The sequence below is a fragment of the Nostoc sp. genome, assembly GCF_036917465.1.
In the GTDB taxonomy this organism is placed as follows: domain Bacteria; phylum Cyanobacteriota; class Cyanobacteriia; order Cyanobacteriales; family Nostocaceae; genus Nostoc.
On sequence record NZ_JBALDL010000049.1, the window covers coordinates 37055 to 56036 of the forward strand.

An 18982-nucleotide genomic window follows, 5' to 3' on the forward strand; every position below is an offset into this window, starting at 1 on the left:
TTAGACACATATTTTACTGCTACCAGGGTAATCACGATGACAAATAGACCTCCTTCCGAACCGGAGTCATCCGAAAGAACTGCTCTTGGCTTTGATGAGTTTATAGCCATTCTGGTTGCCTTCACCACCATTGGAGCGATTCTTTTTTGGTCATTGTCTCGCAGAGATTCTAGCTGGAACTTCAACAGGCTACTGTCGGCTTCTTCCAGTCCGTCGCCTAGTGTTCAACCAAATCAAGTATTGCCCTCTACTCCCAAGGTAGAACCAAATGTAGTCCCCAACAAAATTTTGCCCTATTCTCCACCAGAGGCTGTTGTTGAACCCAAGGCACCTTCATTGCCAACTAACAGCACCACTCCTTTCCGCGCATTACCATCTGCTCAGGTAATCCCGACTCAACCCCCACAGACACCTGTACCCTCTTCAGCAGTACTTGACTCATCTATTCCATCATCAGCATTACCTTTAGTAACTCCGGCAAAACAAAAATCTATTATTCCACCGCCGATAGCATTTAACGATGTGCCGACTAACTTTTGGGGTCGGCGTTTTATAGATGTTCTTTCTTCCCGTAGCATTCTCAAGGGGTTTCCTGATTATTCTTTTAGACCAAATCAGCCCGTAAACCGTGCCGAATTTGCTGCTATAGTGCAGAAAGCTTTTGATCAAGAACCATCTAAGACTGCGATCGCATTTCAAGATGTACCAGCAAAATTCTGGGCAACTCCAGCCATCGACCAAGCCATTAGTGATGGATTTCTCACAGGCTACCCGAAAAAAACCTTCAAGCCACAAGAAAATATTTCACGAGTCCAAGTTTTAGTTGCCCTTGTCAGTGGGTTGAATCTAAAAGCACCCACTTCTTCAAATAAGATTTTAAGTGTCTATAAAGATGCTAAAGATATTCCAGCTTATGCTATTGGCAAAATAGCTGCTGCTACAACCAATGGTCTGGTAGTTAATTATCCAAATCCACAAATCCTTGCTCCCAACAAAGTAGCTAGTCGGGCTGAAGTGGCGGCGATGATTCATCAAGCTTTAGTAAAACGGGGCAAGTTGGAGGCAATTTCATCTCCAAATATAGTGCGTAGGCGTAGCCCAGCACAGGCATCGCCCAGCACCTCTCCAGAAATTTCGCGCACTCCAAAGGTTAAAGTATCCCCAAGATCATCGTCTCAACAATAATTCGTAATTCGTAATAGAGCCTCCGGCACGCTCCGCGTTAAGCGAAGCCATGCCGCAGGCTTTACGTAATTCGTAATTACAGCAGGTTGAAATTTTGAAAGAATCTGAACGCTGGCTTGTGGCGTTCAGACTTCCATGATTTGGAATTAGAGCGTACTCTTAAACAGAACTACGTCTCGTAGAGAAGCGATAATTAGATATTAAGCTTCTGGAATTTGTTTCCCAACGACTTGTGATTTAAGAGTGGTGATTTCACTAGTTAGCTCTTTTCTGGTTGAGGCTTTGAGTAAATAGCGGTAAACAAACCAGGCAGAGTAACCAATACCAATCAACTCAAAAGTAGGCGCTACCAAGGGGATATCATTCAAAGCATCTAATATTGCCAAGAGTACTTTAACTCCAACAATTGATCCCACAATTAAACCAACTGTTACCAGGGGTTGCTTATATTGATTAAAGAAGCTTCCGAGATAGTCTGGCAATGTTGCTAAAAAGGTAGAAATTTGCTCACCGTATTTTAGCCATTCGTCTTCAGACTGTGCGGGAGGCTGAAGTTTAGTAATGGTTCCCGTTTGGGCGTTGATCTCTGCCACTGTAGTCTCTTTGGATGCGGTTTCAGTAAATTCTTGTTCTGGCATTTTCACTCCCATTAATTTGACAGTTGAGTTTTTCTAATCTGGATAATTACAACCAAAAAGTTGTTGATTATGTAATACACAAGTGCATCAGTACAATTTGGTTAAAGGTCACAAAAAGGGTTTAGCGTCCTATAACTATAATTGCCCCCTAATATCTACTGCATCAACTACAAGGTAGACAGTCAGTAGGAGGATAGAATTAAGAAGGCAGCAGGATGTATTATAATCGGCCTTCTAAGTTCTTTTCTGAATCAACTGGAATCTTCTGGTTGTGATTATCCCATTCCGTGTCATTTGCTCATAATCGTACTAAATCTAAGTACAAATCAGGCAAAAATCAGCCCACCTCTCATTTATATAAGCCTAAAAGCCGATTTTAGCCGATATTAAAGCTATCTTAAGCAGCGTTCGTCAATTAACGCATTCGTATTGATATTAATACGTAACAAAAATTTTTTTCTGTTCATAAAGACTTGACTTTTCTGTTGTCTTACGATATAGATGTCTTGGGATTGGAGATGACGAAGAAATAACCAATGCCCCACAATCAAACCTTTTGTTTTTTCCTGATTGTATTAATTTTAGAAGGAAGCAGTAAGGTAGACTAGTGCCGTACCTGATGCCAAAAACTCATTGCTATCAACTGTATATCGAGGAAAGTGATGTGGGAAATAGAAGACAGTCTGAGGCTGGTCTTTAGTGCAGGAAATTATTCATTGCTCCTGCTGAAAAAAGTGAATTCTATTTATATTAAGTAATTCTACTTAGTGAATTGCTATCAAAATAACTCATCCTATATGAGGTTGTGCTAATTATTTAGTAAGCAATGATTTGCTATTGCTATAAAAAAAGATAATGTAAGTGTTAATCACCAATTAAACTGTTTGTAGAAGCTAAAGTGATTTGGTAATTTTTGCGGGAAGGCAAGGAGGTTTGAGAAATGCCAACTCAAAAGCCAACCCCTATCGGCAGCAGTTCAGAAAGCAAAAAAGTGTCAGCCGAAGAGCCATCGACAGATGAACTACCGACCATAGAATTTCCCTCACGAGGGAAGCTCAAAGCCAGTTCTTGGCGCATCCATCAAAAAATTGGCTATGGGTACTTTGTAGCTATAGGAATTGGTTTTTTTGGCTCACTAACTGGGTTAGTGATTGCCAACTACTACCGGGGAAGGGAAGTCAGACAATTTAATCAAGCTTATGTACAAGGACAACTATTGAGTAATTATAAAGATGCAGTAGTAGGGGCACAATTACATAGCTCTAATCTGGTTGCTGTATTAGAAAATTCACAACAGTTGCAAAGCAAAAAAGCTGATTTTCTGAAGAATGTTGAAAAAGCCAAACAATTAGAGTCAGAAATTTCTGGATTTATCGACAGTAAACCTAAAAGACTAGCAGCAACGAGTTCAACTTTACAAACCTTATTGCTAGATTACAAGAATAATTTAAAAGCTTACGTTGACCAAATCGAGGTCGTCTTAGAGAAAATTAACTCCCAAAAAGTGCAGCCTCTGCAAATTTCTTCTGCCCGATCGCAGTTATTGACAATTATGCGTGGTGAAACAGCCATGCGGCTAGACCAGCTTTCGCAAAACTTGGCTAACATCCTGCAAACTGCCGAAATTCAAGAGCAAGAAAGGCAAAAAGCAGTTGAGGAGGCAAAAGTAGTTGAGCGCTTCATCGTGATTTTGAGTATGCTGGTTTCGGTTGCGATCGCAGCTATTGTAGCTTGGCGTACCAGTCGTGCGATCGCTGAACCAGTTATCACCGTCACCCAGGTAGCTGAACAAGTGGCGCGGAAACATAATTTTGATTTACGAGCGCCCGTCACCACTGACGATGAAATTGGCCTACTCGCCAAATCTCTAAATCGTCTGATTGAGCGAGTATCTGAGCGAACAAAAGAACTACAACAAGCTAAAGAATTAGCCGAAGCTGCTAGCAAGGCAAAAAGCGTATTTTTAGCCAATGTTAGCCACGAATTACGCACACCACTAAATGCTGTTATTGGCTTGAGCCAACTTTTAGAAGACGATGCCACCGATCTTGGTTTATCGGCAGACTTTATTACCGACTTAGAAACAATTAACGCTGCTGGTAAGCATTTACTGCACTTGATTAACGAAATTCTCGACTTGTCAAAAATTGAAGCGGGGAAAATGACCCTCTATCCAGAGACATTCGAGATTGCAAATCTGATTCATAACGTTGTCCTCACAGTCAAACCAGCGATAGAAAAAAATGCCAATGTTTTAGAAGTGCATTTTGATGAGCAACTTGGCACCATGTACGCCGATCAAACTAGGATGCGCCAGGTGTTGTTAAACTTGTTGAGCAACGCCAGTAAATTCACTACAAACGGCAAGGTGACGCTAATAGTCAACAGAGAAAAGGATGAAGTACGACTGGATGCTCCTTTGGGGATGATTACTTTTACCGTTACTGACACAGGTATAGGTATGTCTAACCGTCAACAGCAGCAGTTATTTCAACCTTTTACACAAGGAGATACTTCGACTACGAAAAAGTATGGAGGTACGGGACTGGGGTTAGCAATTAGCCGCCACTTTTGTCAGATGATGGGTGGTGAGATTATTGTCAAAAGTCAGCCAGGAGTTGGCTCTACTTTTACTATTCGTCTACCAATGACTGTGCAGGATTAAATATAATTCGTAATTCGTAAGTAAGCCGTGGGGAAAATTTATAAGTATGTAACAAAAAATTAAGCAATCCGATCGTTGCAATTATCTCATTACATCGGTATCTATTTGCACTCAGTTAGAGGAGTTGGTGGTAGCACAACTTGAGTAAGAGGGCAGGCGGGCAGTCCAGGACAATTAAGCATTGGCTGACGCTAGTGCCGTAATTGTCACCATTACCCTGATTTTTTGGCTTTTTGGATAGTGTTACGAAAAACAGTAAACCAAAAAGTTTTTCTCCAAAGCGCCCAAGTTGACCCTGACATCAAGCAATCGACTGCTTAAAAAGCCCAAGCGATCGCAAACTTTACATCCTCAGTATTCTAAAGAGTAATACTTAACACACTTACCATCTTCAACCTCTAGTCAGTGCAGATTGTAAAGCGATCGCAGCATTCAAAAAGGATAATATGTATTTTTTGTTACTTCTTCTACCAGTTATCTACTGCTTTGTTCTTGTTGAGAAACTCAAGTATATGAAGAATATACAAAATTTAGTATTACCCTATACATTCAACGGCAAGTAATATGAAGAGTATGCAAAGATGAGTATTTAAGTATAAACATTTAAGTAAGATATTAACTATGTATTTATCTTGAACCTACCGAGATTTTCCAATACTTTTCGCTTAAAGGTAAAAGGAAAAGAAAAACCTTTCACCTTTCCCTCAAACCAAATTCCTCTTTTGAACTGCAAAAATCGAGAAGTATTGTGAAATGTTCTCTATGTTCAAACTAGACACTCAGAGACACTAGCTTATAAGGAGCGGATAAAAATTTCGTTTTCAATCAAGAATTAACTCTTAACTATTTTTTCTTATAGTATAGTAATCCGAGAAAACATGGAGATTAAAAGTACGTATTTATAGGCTTTTTTGCGATTTTGTTTCTCACCAATGATTTAGGATTGCTATACGACTTAGGCGCTGGCAAAAAACAAATATAAAAGCTGAATTTTAGGCATTCAACTGTCAAGTATCAAGTTTTTTGTTGCTTATTTAGTTATTTCTGCTAAACAAAGATGACTAAAAAAGCATGAAATGACAGGTTCTCATGAATGCAGACTTCATAAAATTGTACAGTGCTTAAGACTTGTGCCTAAAATCACAGCCAAATACTTTTCAAATAACCTCTCAAGGGTGAGGGCTAAAGTATACTGAAAACGTCAAATTTTGGTGAGTTTTTTGCGCAGTTTAAGCGCACAAGTGGCGGCTTGAGAACTGAATAGTTACTGAAAAAATTTATTTAGGTAGGAAAAAGTCATGGCAAATATCATTGGAACCGACGGTAACGATACTCTAGTAGGCAATGATGAGGCGGATACGATTGACGGTAAAGCAGGCGACGACACCATCCTCCGCGGACCTCAGACCAATCTTGGCAACGATACTTTGACTGGTGGAAGCGGCAAGGATAAATTTGTTTACTACTACTACCTCGGCTACAAAAATAATATCACCGATTTTGGTGGCGTAGGTAAAGGGACAAACCCGACAGCAGAAGTCATTGCCGAAGTGGACACCCTAGAATTCCAGAACGTTGCTCGAAACTTGCTGCTTACCCAAAATGGCAACAATCTAGAAATCAGCTTTGCAGGTTCTTATGTAACAAGGTTTATTGGCACCTCACTTATCCTGCAAAACTTTGCCCTGGAAAATCTGGATAACCTTAGCACATCAACAGGAAGCACTGTAGACTTGGGCAATATCGTGTTTTCTGGTCAAACTAGCACTACAGATAGTTTTGATGTCTTCAATGCCGATTCGACCCAAAGCACCATCTTCAATAAGAACACAGTCACCTTCCTTAACGACCTGAACAATAACGTTAGCGGTTTTGATGACTCAGATGATGTAATTAATGGTCAGGGAGGCGATGACATCATTAACGGCTTGGGTGGAAACGACCTTTTGAGAGGTGGTATAGGGAATGATACTCTCGTTGGTGGTGCAGGGGATGATACTCTCGTTGGTGGTATAGGGAGTGACTCCCCCACAGGTAATAACTTTCTCGCTGGTGATATCGGTAACGATTACTTAGATGTTGAATATTCAATAGGTAATAATACCCTCAATGGTGGTGATGGTGACGATATCTTGAATGCTGGAGCTTCATCGGGGAATAACTTCCTCTCTGGGGGTGATGGCAATGATTCTCTCTCCACCTCTTATATTGTCAACCCATTATTTGGTGTTTACTACTCTTCAAGCAATAACACCCTAGAAGGAGGTGCTGGTGACGATACCTTAAATGCTCAGTCTGAATCGGGAAATAACTTACTCTCTGGGGGCGATGGCAATGATTCTCTCTCCACCTCTGGCGTTAGGAGTTTTAGATCATCGCCTAATTTTAGCTCTTCAGGCAATAATACCCTCAATGGTGGTGCTGGTGACGATACCTTGAGGGCTGAGTATTCAACAGGAAATAATTTCCTTTCTGGGGGCGATGGTAATGATTTTCTCTCCATTTCTGACCTTAATTCCTTCAGTTATTCTGGTTATTCTTATGGCTCCTCTTCAGGCAATAATACTCTCAAGGGTGGAGCTGGTGACGATACCCTGAGTGCTGGTGCTTCAACAGGGAATAACTTACATCTCTGGAGGCGATGGTAAAGATTCCTTCATTTTTACCACCTTGACAAACGGCACTCATATTATCACCGATTTCAGTGGTGTGGGTAAAGGCTCAAATCCCTCAGAGGCGGTGATAGCCTCCTTAGACACCTTGAAATTTATAGGTAGTGGCTTAACTGCTCGAAATCTGCGATTAACTCAAAATGGTGATAACTTAGAAATCACCTTTGGAGATTCCCCTAGTGGCAAACTCATTCTCCAAAACTTCAAATTAGAAGACTTGGATAATGTAGCAGCAACTTCTTCAAGACCAGCTATTGGCAATATCCTGTTTGATGGAGAAACCAGCATTACCGACAGTTTCGATGTGTTTGACGCTGATTCCACTCAAACGACCCTATTCAAGAAGAACACTGTTACCTTTCTCAATGACCTTGATAACAACATCATAGGTTTTGATGACTCTAATGATGTGATTAATGGTCAGGGGGGTAATGACTACATCGACGGCTTGAGCGGTAATGACATCATTAGAGGTGGTGCGGGAAATAACACTCTCAAGGGAGGTACTGGTGACGATACCTTGAGTGCTAGCAGTTCAACCGGTGATAACCTCCTCTTTGGGGACGATGGCAATGATTCTCTTGACACTTCTGGCTACTACACCACCAATGGCTCTCAGTCCTCCGACTCTCGCTCATTAGGCAATAACACTCTCTATGGAGGTGCAGGTAACGATACCTTGAGCGCTAGCGGTTCAGAAGGTGATAACCTGCTCTCTGGGGGCGCTGGTAAAGATTCTCTTTACATTTATAGTTCATTAGGCAATAACACTCTCTATGGAGGCGCTGGTAACGATACCTTGAGCGCTGATGGTTCAGAAGGTGATAACCTGCTCTCTGGGGGTCGTGGTAATGATTATATTAATATTTCTGGCTACTACACCACCAATGGCTTGCAGCCCTCCGACTCTCGCTCATTAGGCAATAACACTCTCTATGGAGGTGCAGGTAACGATACCTTGAGGGCTGATGGTTCAAAAGGTGATAACCTGCTCTCTGGGGGTGATGGCAATGATTCTATTGACATTTCTGGCAACTACTCCTCCTACATAGCCAGCTTAAACAGCGACTCTCGCTCATTAGGCAATAACACTCTGTATGGAGGTGCAGGTAACGACACCTTGAGTGCTGGCGGTTCAAAAGGTAATAACCTGCTCTCTGGGGGTAATGGCAATGATTCTCTTAACATTTCTGGCTACTACTTGTACTTTTCCACCTACAACTACTATGACTATCGCTCGTCTGGTAATAACACCTTAAAAGGAGGCGCTGGTGACGATACCTTGAGTGCTGGCGGTTCAAAAGGCAATAACCTGCTCTCTGGGGGCGATGGGAATGATTCTGTTGATGTCTCTGGCGGCTACTTTGGCGAGTTCGGAAATAGAGACTCTCGCTCAGAGGGCAATAACACCCTAGAAGGAGGCGTTGGTGACGATACCTTGAGTGCTGGCGGTTCAAAAGGCAATAATCTGCTCTTTGGGGGCGATGGGAATGATTCTCTTGATGTCTCTGGCTACTTTTCCTTTTACTCCACTGATGACTCCACTTACTTCGATGACACTCGCTCAGAGGGCAATAACACCCTCAATGGAGGTGCTGGTAACGATACCTTAAGTGCTGGCGGTTCAACAGGCGATAACCTGCTCTCTGGAGGCGATGGTAATGATGTTCTTACAGCCTCTTATGCCTCTGGAAAGAATATCCTCAGAGGTGGTAGTGGCAATGATGTTCTCACAGGTGGAGACGGTAATGATAGCCTCTATGGAGGAACCGGGACTGATACCTTTGGTTTCAATAATTACAATGGGGGTGTTGACACTATTTATGACTTCAACGCTGCTAATGAATTGATTCAAGTATCTACTGCTGGTTTTGGTGGCGGGTTATCAATAGGTTCACTCTCGCCCGATCAGTTTACCATCGGAGCATCTGCAACCACTAGCGAACAGCTATTTATTTACAACAGTGCTACAGGTTCATTGTTCTTTGACCAAGATGGTAGTGGATCTGGATTTGCTCAGGTAGGATTTGCCCAACTATCTACTGGGTTGTCATTAACGAAAGACAATTTTGTGGTTGTTTAATCTTTATTAGCGCTTTTTGATCGCCAAAGAGGATAATTTGCGGGGTGCTATTTTTAGCATCTCGCATCTCTTTTGCTAAATACAAGTCGTTTTGGTCAGCGATTCTTGTATACAGCACTTCCCGAAGTTATGAGCTACACTAAATTGATCGAATTATCGTTGATCTGTGCTAACAGTCTGTCAAGTTTAAATTGATGGGTAAGAAAGTTCGTAGTAAGGACTTCAGTCCTTATTTTCTAAGCACGCTTTGTGCTTACTACAAACTTTTCATTACTAGCTTGACAGACTACTAATAGCATCCCAAGTATCTGTACCTCATAGCAGCAGGAAGTGCTGTATTCGTAATTGAATAGGGGTTGATACCCTGCTTTTTATAAACGGCTTATTTGATGTCGGGGTTGAAATCCACGTCACAAAACATAATTACGTTAGGGGTAGCGTACTCCTACGGAGAAGCAAGCTACGCACAGCGTCTCGTAGAGAGGAACGAGCATCATTACGAATTAGGAATTGTTTAATCGGCATTTGGTAAAACAGTTCTGAATAAAGAAGTGAGATTTCCCACCCAGGACTCAAACACTAGTACCGCGAGACGGAATTCAAAATTCAAAATTCAAAATGAATACAGGGTGAGCATTCTATTAATTTGGAATGGGTGGTTTATTTACGCCATGCTGTACTAGTTTAAATAATAATACTTACTTTGCCTGTATCTAAATCGTAACGACCGCCCACAATTTTCAATTTGCCCGATCGCACCTGCTCAGTTAAAAGCTTTGATTTTTGCAACCGTTCAATTTGATATTGCACATTTGCCACCACAGCATTTTCAACTGCGTCACCCGGCTGATCCTTGACCTTTTTCAGGGCTGGCTTAATTGCCTTCACAAAAGTACTAATATCACCGAGTAACGATTGGTTTTGTACAGCTGCGGTTACAGCCCCACAACGCTCATGTCCCATCACCATCAGCAGTGGAGAACCTAACAAAACAACGGCATATTCAATACTGCCGATCGCTTCATGCGTGGCAATATTTCCGGCAATCCGAACATCAAAGATGTCTCCAATGCCTTGATCGAAAACAATTTCTGCGGGGACTCGTGAATCCGCACAACTAAGAATAGTTGCAAATGGATGTTGAGCTTGAGCAACTTCCTGCAACCGTAGTGCAGATTGATCCGGGTATTGGGGATGATGCTGAATAAATCGCTGATTTCCCTCCATCAGCTTTCGCAATGCGGCATCGGGATTCAGGGATTCAGGGAAGTTTGGAGGCATTTCACCAGCTTTAGCCTGTTCCACTCGCCAGAGGAAATCACTGGCAGTTACCGCCATTCCAAATGTCCCAGTGATTCCCAATTTCAAAAAGTCACGACGTTCCATAAAATGCTTCATCTGATTTACAATTATTTACATCGAAGCAACACATCTGACAGAGCGAATTTCCATCACATCCGAAACGTAGCAAGTACCTCCGAACTTGTTGAGAAGTGGTTTGATATTTTCTACAACGCGCTTGAGTTCTTCTGGCATACAAAACGCGAGGATGTAAACATTATCAAGCATGGTCATGTCTAAATCTTCTGTTGTTCCTTGTAATCCTTTGCCAGCAACATTTCGGATTACGGCATGGTTATGTACACCCGACTTGTCTAAACGATCTAAAATTTTGGCAAGCTCAAAGGAGTTGGCAATAATTTCTATCTTTTTAACTACGTGCATATTATTAGCTCCAAAATAGGTTAATTCCGTAGAGATATAACGGAATTCCCACAATAATATTGAACGGAAATGTCACAGCGAGAGCGGTAGAAACATACAGGCTCGGATTTGCTTCTGGAACAGTCATCCGCATAGCTGCGGGGACAGCAATGTAAGAAGCGCTGGCACACAATACAGCGAATAACAGCGAATCTCCGCGAGGCATACCAATGAATTTAGCGATCGCTAACCCAATACCTGCATTGAGTATTGGAATTAGTATGGCAAATAAAATCAGGAAAACTCCGGTTTTTTGCAAGTCTTTAATTCTTCTAGCAGCCACCAATCCCATATCAAGTAAAAAGAAGGTGAGAACGCCATAAAACAACCCTTGAGTAAAGGGTTCTAATACTTTCCAACCCCGTTCTCCTGTCAAAACACCTATAAATAGACTACCGACTAATAGAAAGACTGAACTATTAAGAAATGCTTCTTGCAAAACTTCCGGCCACGAAAACTCTCGCTTTCCATCGGCGGTGAATATATTCACCAAAATTAAACCAACTATAATCGCTGGTGATTCCATCAGGGCAAGGGCTGCCACCATGTAACCATCAAAAGGGATGCCAAGCTCAGTTAAAAAAGCGCTAGCTGTGATGAAGGTGACAGCACTGATAGAACCGTAGGTTGCTGCGATCGCCGCCGCATCGTAAGTATCCAATTTCCACTTCAAGATAAAAAAGGTGTAAATTGGAACAACACAAGCCATCATCATTGCTGCCGCGAGTGTTAGAACTACTTCCTGAGTTACACCGCTTTTGATTAGTTCTACACCTCCTTTAAAACCAATGGCAAACAGCAGATACAACGAAAAGAGTTTGGGTATTGGTGCAGGAATTTCTAGATCGGACTTGACAAAAACAGCAGTCATGCCTAAAAAGAAAAACAGGATTGGCGGATTCAAAATATTGGATACAATTAAGCTCAGATCCATATCCACCTCTCCTTGTATTGGTTAAACCTGAAATTAAAGAAATTTTTCATCTTTAAAAACTTAACTGTTGAATCATGATGTATTGTGTCTAGCTACCCTCTGTCAATTGGGTACTCAAAAAGTGAATCGTCCTATTGGTGACAATACTTATTGCTTAGGTGTTAAACAGCGCTGAGAATAAAAAAAGGTAGGAGCGTGTCCAAAGTTTTTTGATGTTAGATTCCCCGTCGCTGATCTTACGACAGAAAGTGTCAGAAGAACTCGCGATCGACCTATTTAGCGGAGAAAAAATTAACGTATTATAGGCGCAATCCATGAATTACCCCTACAGAAACCTTGCTTAAATCTTAGTATTTTTTGATTTACAACAATTTTGTAAATCCCGCTTGCTCAAAATGACGATCAGATGTAAAGACTTGAGTAATTCCCTCCTGTGTCATTACTGCAAAGCTAATACAATCAGTTAGCCCATATTGCCACACAATCTTTATTGACCAAGTTTCGTTAGGATATTGTAACCTGGGCAATAGTGACTCTCTATTGATGTGACACCAGGCGACGCCGAATAGCCCGTCGGAGACATCGCTTTTTCACATCCATGACAACAACCATCGACTTTCTCAGTCACCTTAACCCTAGTCAACGTCAAGCTGTGGAACACTACTGCGGCCCGTTGCTAGTCGTTGCCGGCGCAGGTTCCGGCAAAACACGAGCGCTGACTTATCGCATTGCGAATCTGATTCTGAAACACCATGTTGATCCAGAAAATATCCTGGCGGTTACTTTTACCAATAAAGCCGCGCGGGAAATGAAAGAACGGGTTCAACGGCTGTTTGCGGAGCAACTGGCCATGAAACAACACGGACAGCGTTTTGATTTGTTGACAGAATACCAACAAACTCAACTGCGATCGCAAGTTTACAAAAATACGATCAAAGATTTGTGGTGTGGCACTTTCCACAGTCTATTTTCTCGCATTCTCCGCTTTGATATTGAAAAATACGTAGACGAAAAAGGACGGCGTTGGAATCGCAATTTCTCTATCTTTGATGAATCAGATGTAATGACTCTGATTAAAGAAATCGTCAATAAACAGCTAAATTTAGACGATAAGAAATTTGATGCCCGCTCTGTCCGCTATGCTATTAGTAATGCTAAAAATCAAGGTTTATCTCCCCAAGAATTTGAGCAAGACCAACCTAATTATCGCGGAAGGGTAATTGCTCAAGTCTACAATTTATATCAAGATAAATTAGCAGAAAATAACGCCCTCGATTTTGACGATTTAATTCTCGTACCGACTAGATTATTTCAGCAAAATGAGCAGGTATTGGGTTATTGGCATCGCAAATTTTGCCATATTCTTGTAGATGAATATCAAGATACTAATCGAACTCAATATCAACTGATCCACCTATTGGTGACTAACGGCGAAACTAAAAAGAGCGAATGGGAATGGCAAAATCGCTCAGTTTTCGTTGTCGGCGATGCAGATCAATCAATTTACAGCTTTCGGATGGCAGATTTCACCATCTTGCTGGGATTTCAAGAAGACTTTGGTGATGGTTTGGTAGATGATGACACCCAAACGATGGTTAAGTTAGAAGAAAACTATCGTTCTTGTGAAAATATTTTGCAAGCGGCAAATGAGCTAATTGAAAATAACACCCAACGGATTGATAAAATTCTGAAGCCGACGCGGGGGCCGGGTGAGCAGATTACTTGTCACAAAGCCGATGAAGAACTTGCAGAAGCGGCATTTGTAATCGATCAGATTAACACTTTAAAAAACCAAAATCCAGAGTTAGACTGGGGCAGTTTTGCCATACTTTACCGGACAAACGCTCAATCTCGACCCTTTGAAGAACTGTTGGTAAAATATCAAATTCCTTACACTGTTGTGGGGGGAATGAGGTTCTACGATCGCAAAGAAATCAAAGATGTGATCGCATATTTAAGAGCGATCGCTAACCCATCTGATACAGTCAGTTTATTACGAGTTATCAATACTCCCCGGCGAGGAGTTGGCAAAACCACTATTGATGCTTTGATGAACGCCTCCCAACAATTAGGGACAACCCTGTGGGAAATACTCAGCGATGAAACATCAGTTAATACATTAGCTGGACGGGCGACAAAAGCTGTAAATAGCTTTGCCGCAATGATTAGCCGTTGGCAAGGACAAATCGGTACGCTTCCCGTGACTGAGGTTTTGCAAGGAATATTAGAAGATTCTGGTTACGTTCAAGACTTGATGAGTCAAGGCACAGATGAAGCCACAGATCGGGTACAAAACGTCCAGGAACTTTACAACGCCGCATTGCAATTTCAAGAAGAAAACGAAGAGGTTTCGCTCCAAGATTTTCTCAGTAGTGCCGCCCTCAGTTCTGATTTGGATAATTTAAAAGAAGGGCAGACAGCCGTTTCTTTGATGACTTTGCACGCTTCTAAAGGTTTAGAGTTTCCCGTAGTATTTTTAGTGGGATTAGAACAGGGGCTATTTCCTGGCTATCGTTCGCTGGGCGATCCAGCATCTTTGGAAGAAGAACGCCGCCTGTGTTATGTGGGGATTACTCGCGCCCAAGAAAGGTTATTTTTATCACATGCGCGGGAACGGCGTTTGTATGGTTCGCGGGAACCTGCGATGCGATCGCAATTTCTCGACGAGTTACCAGAAGAATTATTATCTACCAAACGCGCGAGTCGTCAAAGTTATACCAAAAGTGCCTCTAATCCTAGCGGGAAGCAAGACTCAACGCAGATTTGGCAAGTAGGCGATCGAGTATTACATAAAACTTTCGGTCTTGGTGAAATTACCCATGTTTTCGGAACGGGTAGTAAGATGTCTGTGGCAATTAAATTTGCTAGCTTAGGACAAAAAATTGTTGACCCAAGAGTAGCACAGTTGCAAAAAGTTTGAAGACAAAGCCACAACCCACAGATCCCCGACTTCTTTAAGAAGTCGGGGATCTTAATTTTTCATATTTCAATTTCTTCAAAGTGTTCAACAGTGGGAAATGGTTCATAAAAATGATGCAGAAGTTTTTTCCACTCTTGAAACTCAGGAGAATTTCTAAATCCAACAGTATGAGATTCTAAAGTTTCCCATCTGACAAGTAATAAATATTTACCTTGGACTTCTATACATTTATGCAATTCATGGGATAAATATCCGTCCATTGAGGAAATAATTTTAGAAGCTTTTTTGAAAGTAGCTTCAAAATCGGATTCTAGACCATGTTTAACATGAAGAATAACTGCCTCAAGAATCATAAAGTTTTGCGGTGATAATTAAGCTAATGTTATTTACTATAAGATGAATGCGATGCTATGACGGGCTATGCCTACGCACCCAGTTTATTGAATCAAAAATAATTATTGAAAAAATAGGTAATAGCAGCACAAAACGGAGTATATTGACCGTTAGCATCCAGTTTTTCATAACCTTGAGCAAGTAGCTGTATTTCTGCTTCAGTTAAACCATCAGTAGCAAGCAATGCAGCGTCAATTGCTAGCCTACGCATATTTTGCAGCTTGCTTATATTGAGTGCAAGCTTCTCAATCGTTGTTTCAGTAGCAGCTTTTTTAGCTGGCTCATCTGTTGATTGAATTTCGCCAGAAGGAAGATATTTAAAAAAATCAGCACAGGTTATTTCTAGAGGTGAAACCATCAGATGCTCGTCATACCAGTTATCTTTTCTATGACCACAATGTACTGGTACTCGAAGTTTTGCTTCATCTTCACCTTGACATGACACGATGAGATTTGTGTATTCATAAGTCAATTGTGTATAAATACTTCTGGGTTTCAAGTGTTCAATATGGCATTCATTTCTCATGATCGAAGCACCACAGTAGCAGCAGATATAACCTTGTTCACAGAGCAATGCCTGAAACACATCATTTTTCACTGATTGTTTGAATTTTTTCCAAGAAAGTATATTACCGCCAAGCTTATTATTCCATTTAGTTAAGCTAATCGGTTTTGCGCCCTTTTTTATGTTTTTCATCTATTGAGAATTTCCTTTCGCCGGATAAGTACATCTGCCTTAACAAACTCCGGCTCATCTGATCCAATTTCATTAGCTAACTGTTGACGTAATTGCCTAGCACCTTCCAAGTTTCCTGCATCAATTAATCGAAAAAGTTCTAAAAGACTTTCCTTAATTTTCTGTGGACGTGCTGGAACACCCATGAGGTCTTCTAAGATCCGATTGCTATCTCTCCCAAAGGAACTTTCTGGTCTTTTAGCAACAACACCTTCGTCTGTTTTTTCGAGAATATAAATTCCTTCCGGCTGGACTTGGCTAATAACCTGGGGCGAATGGGTGGTGACAATAAACTGACAATTAGGGAATGTTCTTGTCAAAGCAGGAATAATTTCTCGTTGCCATTTTGGGTGTAGGTGTAGTTCAATTTCATCAATTAAAACAACACCACTACCTTGGAGTGGATCTGGTAAACTAGGGTTAGCGATCGCCAATCGTCTTGCTAAATCACCCACCATTGCCAACAAGCATTTCTCCCCATCAGATAGCTGATTAACGATGAGTTTTTCACTTCTTTTTCTAACAGTCATTCGCAGAGGTGAACGCTCAACCCGTAAGTTTGAGAATTCTGGTATCAATGAAGATATAGCTTGTCTGACTGCTTCTAATTGTTTGTCTCGATAATCAGGATTATCTCTTCGTCTCTCGTTCTCTAAGTCTTCTCGATTTCTAAACCATTCAAAAAATGTTTTGAAGTCTATTCTTCCTCCTGTAAGTGCCTGATTATATGCATCCACTTGCTTAAATGAACTTACCTCTGAAATCTCTAAAGGCATGTCAATAACAGCACGATTAACAGGGTAGTAGATTACTAAAGGAATGTTGGCTTCAAAACCATTTTCTAATTGATGACGCAGAGCATCAACTACAGCTTGTAAACCTTTCGTGTATTGAAGACTAGAAAGAGTAGTAAGTTTGGCATTATCCAAACTAACAGTATCAGAGATTTCGCGTTCAATAATTGGTGATATAGAGCTTAATATTGGTTGTAATTTCTGATATTCACTATTTGATATTTGTTGCATACGCAACTTTTCATTTACCAAAAGGTTAAGCTTAAAAATATCTCTATTTATTGTCAGAAATTCTTGAATATCACCTGAATTAATTTTCGTTATATTTAAAACTACTTCTTGGGCATTTTCTATTAATAATGTAATTTCATTCTGTGTTTCCTCACAGTCATTACTAATATCTTTATTATTAAAAAATATTATATAATCAGAAGAATTTTGAATATATGCTGTGATCTGTGATAGAAAAATAGCCAGACAGTCAAGAATACTCGATTTCCCTACACCGTTGATACCAATAAGTACCGTTGGACTTGTTTCATCAAACTCCAGCGTCAAATCACCGATTCCACGGAAGGCTTGCATTTTCAAGCGCTTGACTTTCATAGTTTTAACAACGCTGAATGTAATTTACTACAGCTAATCAAAAGCAGACTTGACATAATAAACTGTTAAAGGTGTGATTTTTTCGACAAGATTATTAATCACCCCTCGTTCATATTCAGTCCAAATTCTGGGATGACCAAAAATGCATGGTTGTAAAATTCCCCAAAGTTGGCCATCCTGGCAGATATGGGCATGAATCAAGGCGCGATGTCCAAAATTTTTCTGTTCAAATTCCCGATTCAAAACTTGAGGTTCAGCAGTTTCTACATCTTCGACAAAGATTGAAGGTTTGGCACGTAGCGCAGCCGCAAACATCGGATCGTCATCTACTAAAGTTGGGGGTTGTGCTGCCCAGTCTTCATTATAAACAGTAGGTACATCTGGAGTACGAATCCAACAAAAGGCAACTCTACCAAGGTTATTCTGTGGATTATGTAGGTATAGAAAACATCTATCAGATTGCAAAAAATCGCTTACAGCTGGTAACAGTGCAGAAAATATAGCCTCTGGTTTTTGAGATGATTCTACAATATTTTTGAGTATAGAAGGAAGTTCTTGCTGAGTCATATAACTAAGCTGATTTTAATTGAATAATACCTTTATCAAAAACACGATTATTAGTAGCGATCGCACTTATTTCTATTCTATCTTTATACACCTCATAAGAAGCAAAACTTAAATCACTGGTAGAATACTCTGTCCACTCAGAACGCCCTACAGGACGATTACCAGCGCCGGCACCACAAATTAAATAAGTTGTGCTATCAATAGCACGAGTGCGTTCATAACTATGTTCGTGACCATTGATGTAAAGTTGAACACCGTATTTTTTAAATAGGGGAGTAAAAGTTTTAATAAAATCTGGATTACTCCCATACTGACCCGATGAATAAATCGGATGATGTCCAAACACCACTTTCCAAGGAGTATTACTAAGACTTAATTCTTTTTCTAACCAAGTTAGCTGGTTTTTCCAATCAGCATTACTGTTAGTATCTAAAGCGAAAAACTGTACTTTATTACGTTTAAATGTATAGTAACGTCCCTTCATATTAAAACCAGCATACTTGATTTGTGGCTCACCGTTGGCAGTACGAATATCGTGATTGCCTAAACAAGCCTGAAATTTCACACCTTGTTTTAGCAAAAGTTGATAAGGACGCTCAAAAACTTCGCCAATTTTTTCAATTTCGCCGTTATTGTAAATGTTATCTCCAGCTAAAACGACTAAATCATAAGGATTTTGTTTGTGATATGCATTCATCGCTCTAGCCACGGCATACTGTCCCTTAGCTCCAGTCCCCGTATCCGCTACAGACACAAAACGTAATAATAAGTCTTTTTTGGCTGGGTTGGCGGCTATAGCTGTTGTTGAATCGCTAATATCAGCACTTTGATTATTTTGACGAACTAACATCCAGGCTAAAAATCCTGTACCAATGGCACTCAGGCTACTTAAAAATAAAAATTGACGGCGTTTCAAGTTCATAATTCACCAAATTTCATAAATAGTTAGTTTAACGAAAACAATGAGCAATGAAGTGATACATTAAGGCAAAAGAAGGCAGCACCAGTAATAATGTACGTTGTTT

The 18982-nt window shown here is 40.7% G+C and carries 12 protein-coding genes and 1 pseudogene; 4 read left to right on the top strand and 9 right to left on the bottom strand.

The genetic code is table 11. From position 1 onward, the window contains the following. Positions 1 to 36 precede the first annotated feature (36 nt). On the top strand, positions 37 to 1185 hold the full coding sequence (locus V7K38_RS10670) for an S-layer homology domain-containing protein (RefSeq protein WP_334857630.1): 1149 nt from the start codon (positions 37 to 39) through the stop codon (positions 1183 to 1185). A gap of 200 nt (positions 1186 to 1385) precedes the next feature. On the opposite strand, the gene V7K38_RS10675 is transcribed toward V7K38_RS10670, so the two are convergent. Next, the gene (locus V7K38_RS10675) at positions 1386 to 1823 is read right to left on the bottom strand and encodes a CAAD domain-containing protein (RefSeq protein WP_334857632.1); all 438 of its coding nucleotides are present in this window, start codon (positions 1821 to 1823) and stop codon (positions 1386 to 1388) included. Between the two features lie 940 nt (positions 1824 to 2763). Between V7K38_RS10675 and V7K38_RS10680 the strand changes: the two genes are divergently transcribed. Then, positions 2764 to 4488: a sensor histidine kinase gene (locus tag V7K38_RS10680; RefSeq protein ID WP_334857634.1), complete on the top strand. Its 1725-nt coding sequence runs from the start codon at positions 2764 to 2766 to the stop codon at positions 4486 to 4488. Positions 4489 to 5798: 1310 nt separating this feature from the next. After that, positions 5799 to 9243 (top strand): annotated as a pseudogene (locus V7K38_RS29645) (beta strand repeat-containing protein). 684 nt (positions 9244 to 9927) lie between these two features. Here the strand turns inward: V7K38_RS29645 and V7K38_RS10695 are convergent. From V7K38_RS10695 to V7K38_RS10705, 3 genes are read right to left on the bottom strand one after another with little or no spacing between them, the layout of a single operon-like run. Continuing rightward, positions 9928 to 10629 (bottom strand): carbonic anhydrase, encoded by a 702-nt coding sequence (locus tag V7K38_RS10695; protein WP_334857663.1) that lies wholly within the window; start codon positions 10627 to 10629, stop codon positions 9928 to 9930. 27 nt (positions 10630 to 10656) lie between these two features. Beyond that, positions 10657 to 10968, bottom strand: a complete 312-nt coding sequence (locus V7K38_RS10700; RefSeq protein WP_334835305.1) for a P-II family nitrogen regulator — start codon at positions 10966 to 10968, stop codon at positions 10657 to 10659. A gap of 4 nt (positions 10969 to 10972) precedes the next feature. Further along, positions 10973 to 11941, bottom strand: coding sequence for a sodium-dependent bicarbonate transport family permease (locus V7K38_RS10705; RefSeq protein WP_334857637.1), 969 nt, complete (start codon positions 11939 to 11941; stop codon positions 10973 to 10975). Between the two features lie 598 nt (positions 11942 to 12539). On the opposite strand from V7K38_RS10705, the gene pcrA reads away from it, so the two are divergent. Then, the gene (gene pcrA / locus V7K38_RS10710) at positions 12540 to 14861 is read left to right on the top strand and encodes a DNA helicase PcrA (protein ID WP_334857638.1); all 2322 of its coding nucleotides are present in this window, start codon (positions 12540 to 12542) and stop codon (positions 14859 to 14861) included. Positions 14862 to 14920: 59 nt separating this feature from the next. Here the strand turns inward: pcrA and V7K38_RS10715 are convergent, their stop codons facing one another. The 5 genes from V7K38_RS10715 to V7K38_RS10735 form a co-directional block, all read right to left on the bottom strand. Continuing rightward, positions 14921 to 15214, bottom strand: coding sequence for an antibiotic biosynthesis monooxygenase family protein (locus tag V7K38_RS10715; protein ID WP_334857639.1), 294 nt, complete (start codon positions 15212 to 15214; stop codon positions 14921 to 14923). 92 nt (positions 15215 to 15306) lie between these two features. Beyond that, the gene (locus V7K38_RS10720) at positions 15307 to 15951 is read right to left on the bottom strand and encodes a retron system putative HNH endonuclease (RefSeq protein WP_334857641.1); all 645 of its coding nucleotides are present in this window, start codon (positions 15949 to 15951) and stop codon (positions 15307 to 15309) included. Next, on the bottom strand, positions 15948 to 17390 hold the full coding sequence (locus V7K38_RS10725; protein ID WP_334857643.1) for an AAA family ATPase: 1443 nt from the start codon (positions 17388 to 17390) through the stop codon (positions 15948 to 15950). The genes V7K38_RS10720 and V7K38_RS10725 overlap by 4 nt, the downstream gene beginning before the upstream one ends. A gap of 33 nt (positions 17391 to 17423) precedes the next feature. Further along, positions 17424 to 17957: a GAF domain-containing protein gene (locus V7K38_RS10730; protein WP_334857645.1), complete on the bottom strand. Its 534-nt coding sequence runs from the start codon at positions 17955 to 17957 to the stop codon at positions 17424 to 17426. A gap of 4 nt (positions 17958 to 17961) precedes the next feature. After that, positions 17962 to 18879 (bottom strand): metallophosphoesterase family protein, encoded by a 918-nt coding sequence (locus V7K38_RS10735; protein WP_334857647.1) that lies wholly within the window; start codon positions 18877 to 18879, stop codon positions 17962 to 17964. Positions 18880 to 18982: the final 103 nt, after the last annotated feature.

Bases quoted from the DNA above. Each gene is read 5' to 3' on its own strand.
- V7K38_RS10670 (WP_334857630.1), top strand. From the start codon at position 37: ATGACAAATAGACCTCCTTCCGAACCGGAGTCATCCGAAAGAACTGCT.
- V7K38_RS10675 (WP_334857632.1), bottom strand. From the start codon at position 1,823: ATGCCAGAACAAGAATTTACTGAAACCGCATCCAAAGAGACTACAGTG.
- V7K38_RS10680 (WP_334857634.1), top strand. From the start codon at position 2,764: ATGCCAACTCAAAAGCCAACCCCTATCGGCAGCAGTTCAGAAAGCAAA.
- V7K38_RS10695 (WP_334857663.1), bottom strand. From the start codon at position 10,629: ATGGAACGTCGTGACTTTTTGAAATTGGGAATCACTGGGACATTTGGA.
- V7K38_RS10700 (WP_334835305.1), bottom strand. From the start codon at position 10,968: ATGCACGTAGTTAAAAAGATAGAAATTATTGCCAACTCCTTTGAGCTT.
- V7K38_RS10705 (WP_334857637.1), bottom strand. From the start codon at position 11,941: ATGGATCTGAGCTTAATTGTATCCAATATTTTGAATCCGCCAATCCTG.
- pcrA (WP_334857638.1), top strand. From the start codon at position 12,540: ATGACAACAACCATCGACTTTCTCAGTCACCTTAACCCTAGTCAACGT.
- V7K38_RS10715 (WP_334857639.1), bottom strand. From the start codon at position 15,214: ATGATTCTTGAGGCAGTTATTCTTCATGTTAAACATGGTCTAGAATCC.
- V7K38_RS10720 (WP_334857641.1), bottom strand. From the start codon at position 15,951: ATGAAAAACATAAAAAAGGGCGCAAAACCGATTAGCTTAACTAAATGG.
- V7K38_RS10725 (WP_334857643.1), bottom strand. From the start codon at position 17,390: ATGAAAGTCAAGCGCTTGAAAATGCAAGCCTTCCGTGGAATCGGTGAT.
- V7K38_RS10730 (WP_334857645.1), bottom strand. From the start codon at position 17,957: ATGACTCAGCAAGAACTTCCTTCTATACTCAAAAATATTGTAGAATCA.
- V7K38_RS10735 (WP_334857647.1), bottom strand. From the start codon at position 18,879: ATGAACTTGAAACGCCGTCAATTTTTATTTTTAAGTAGCCTGAGTGCC.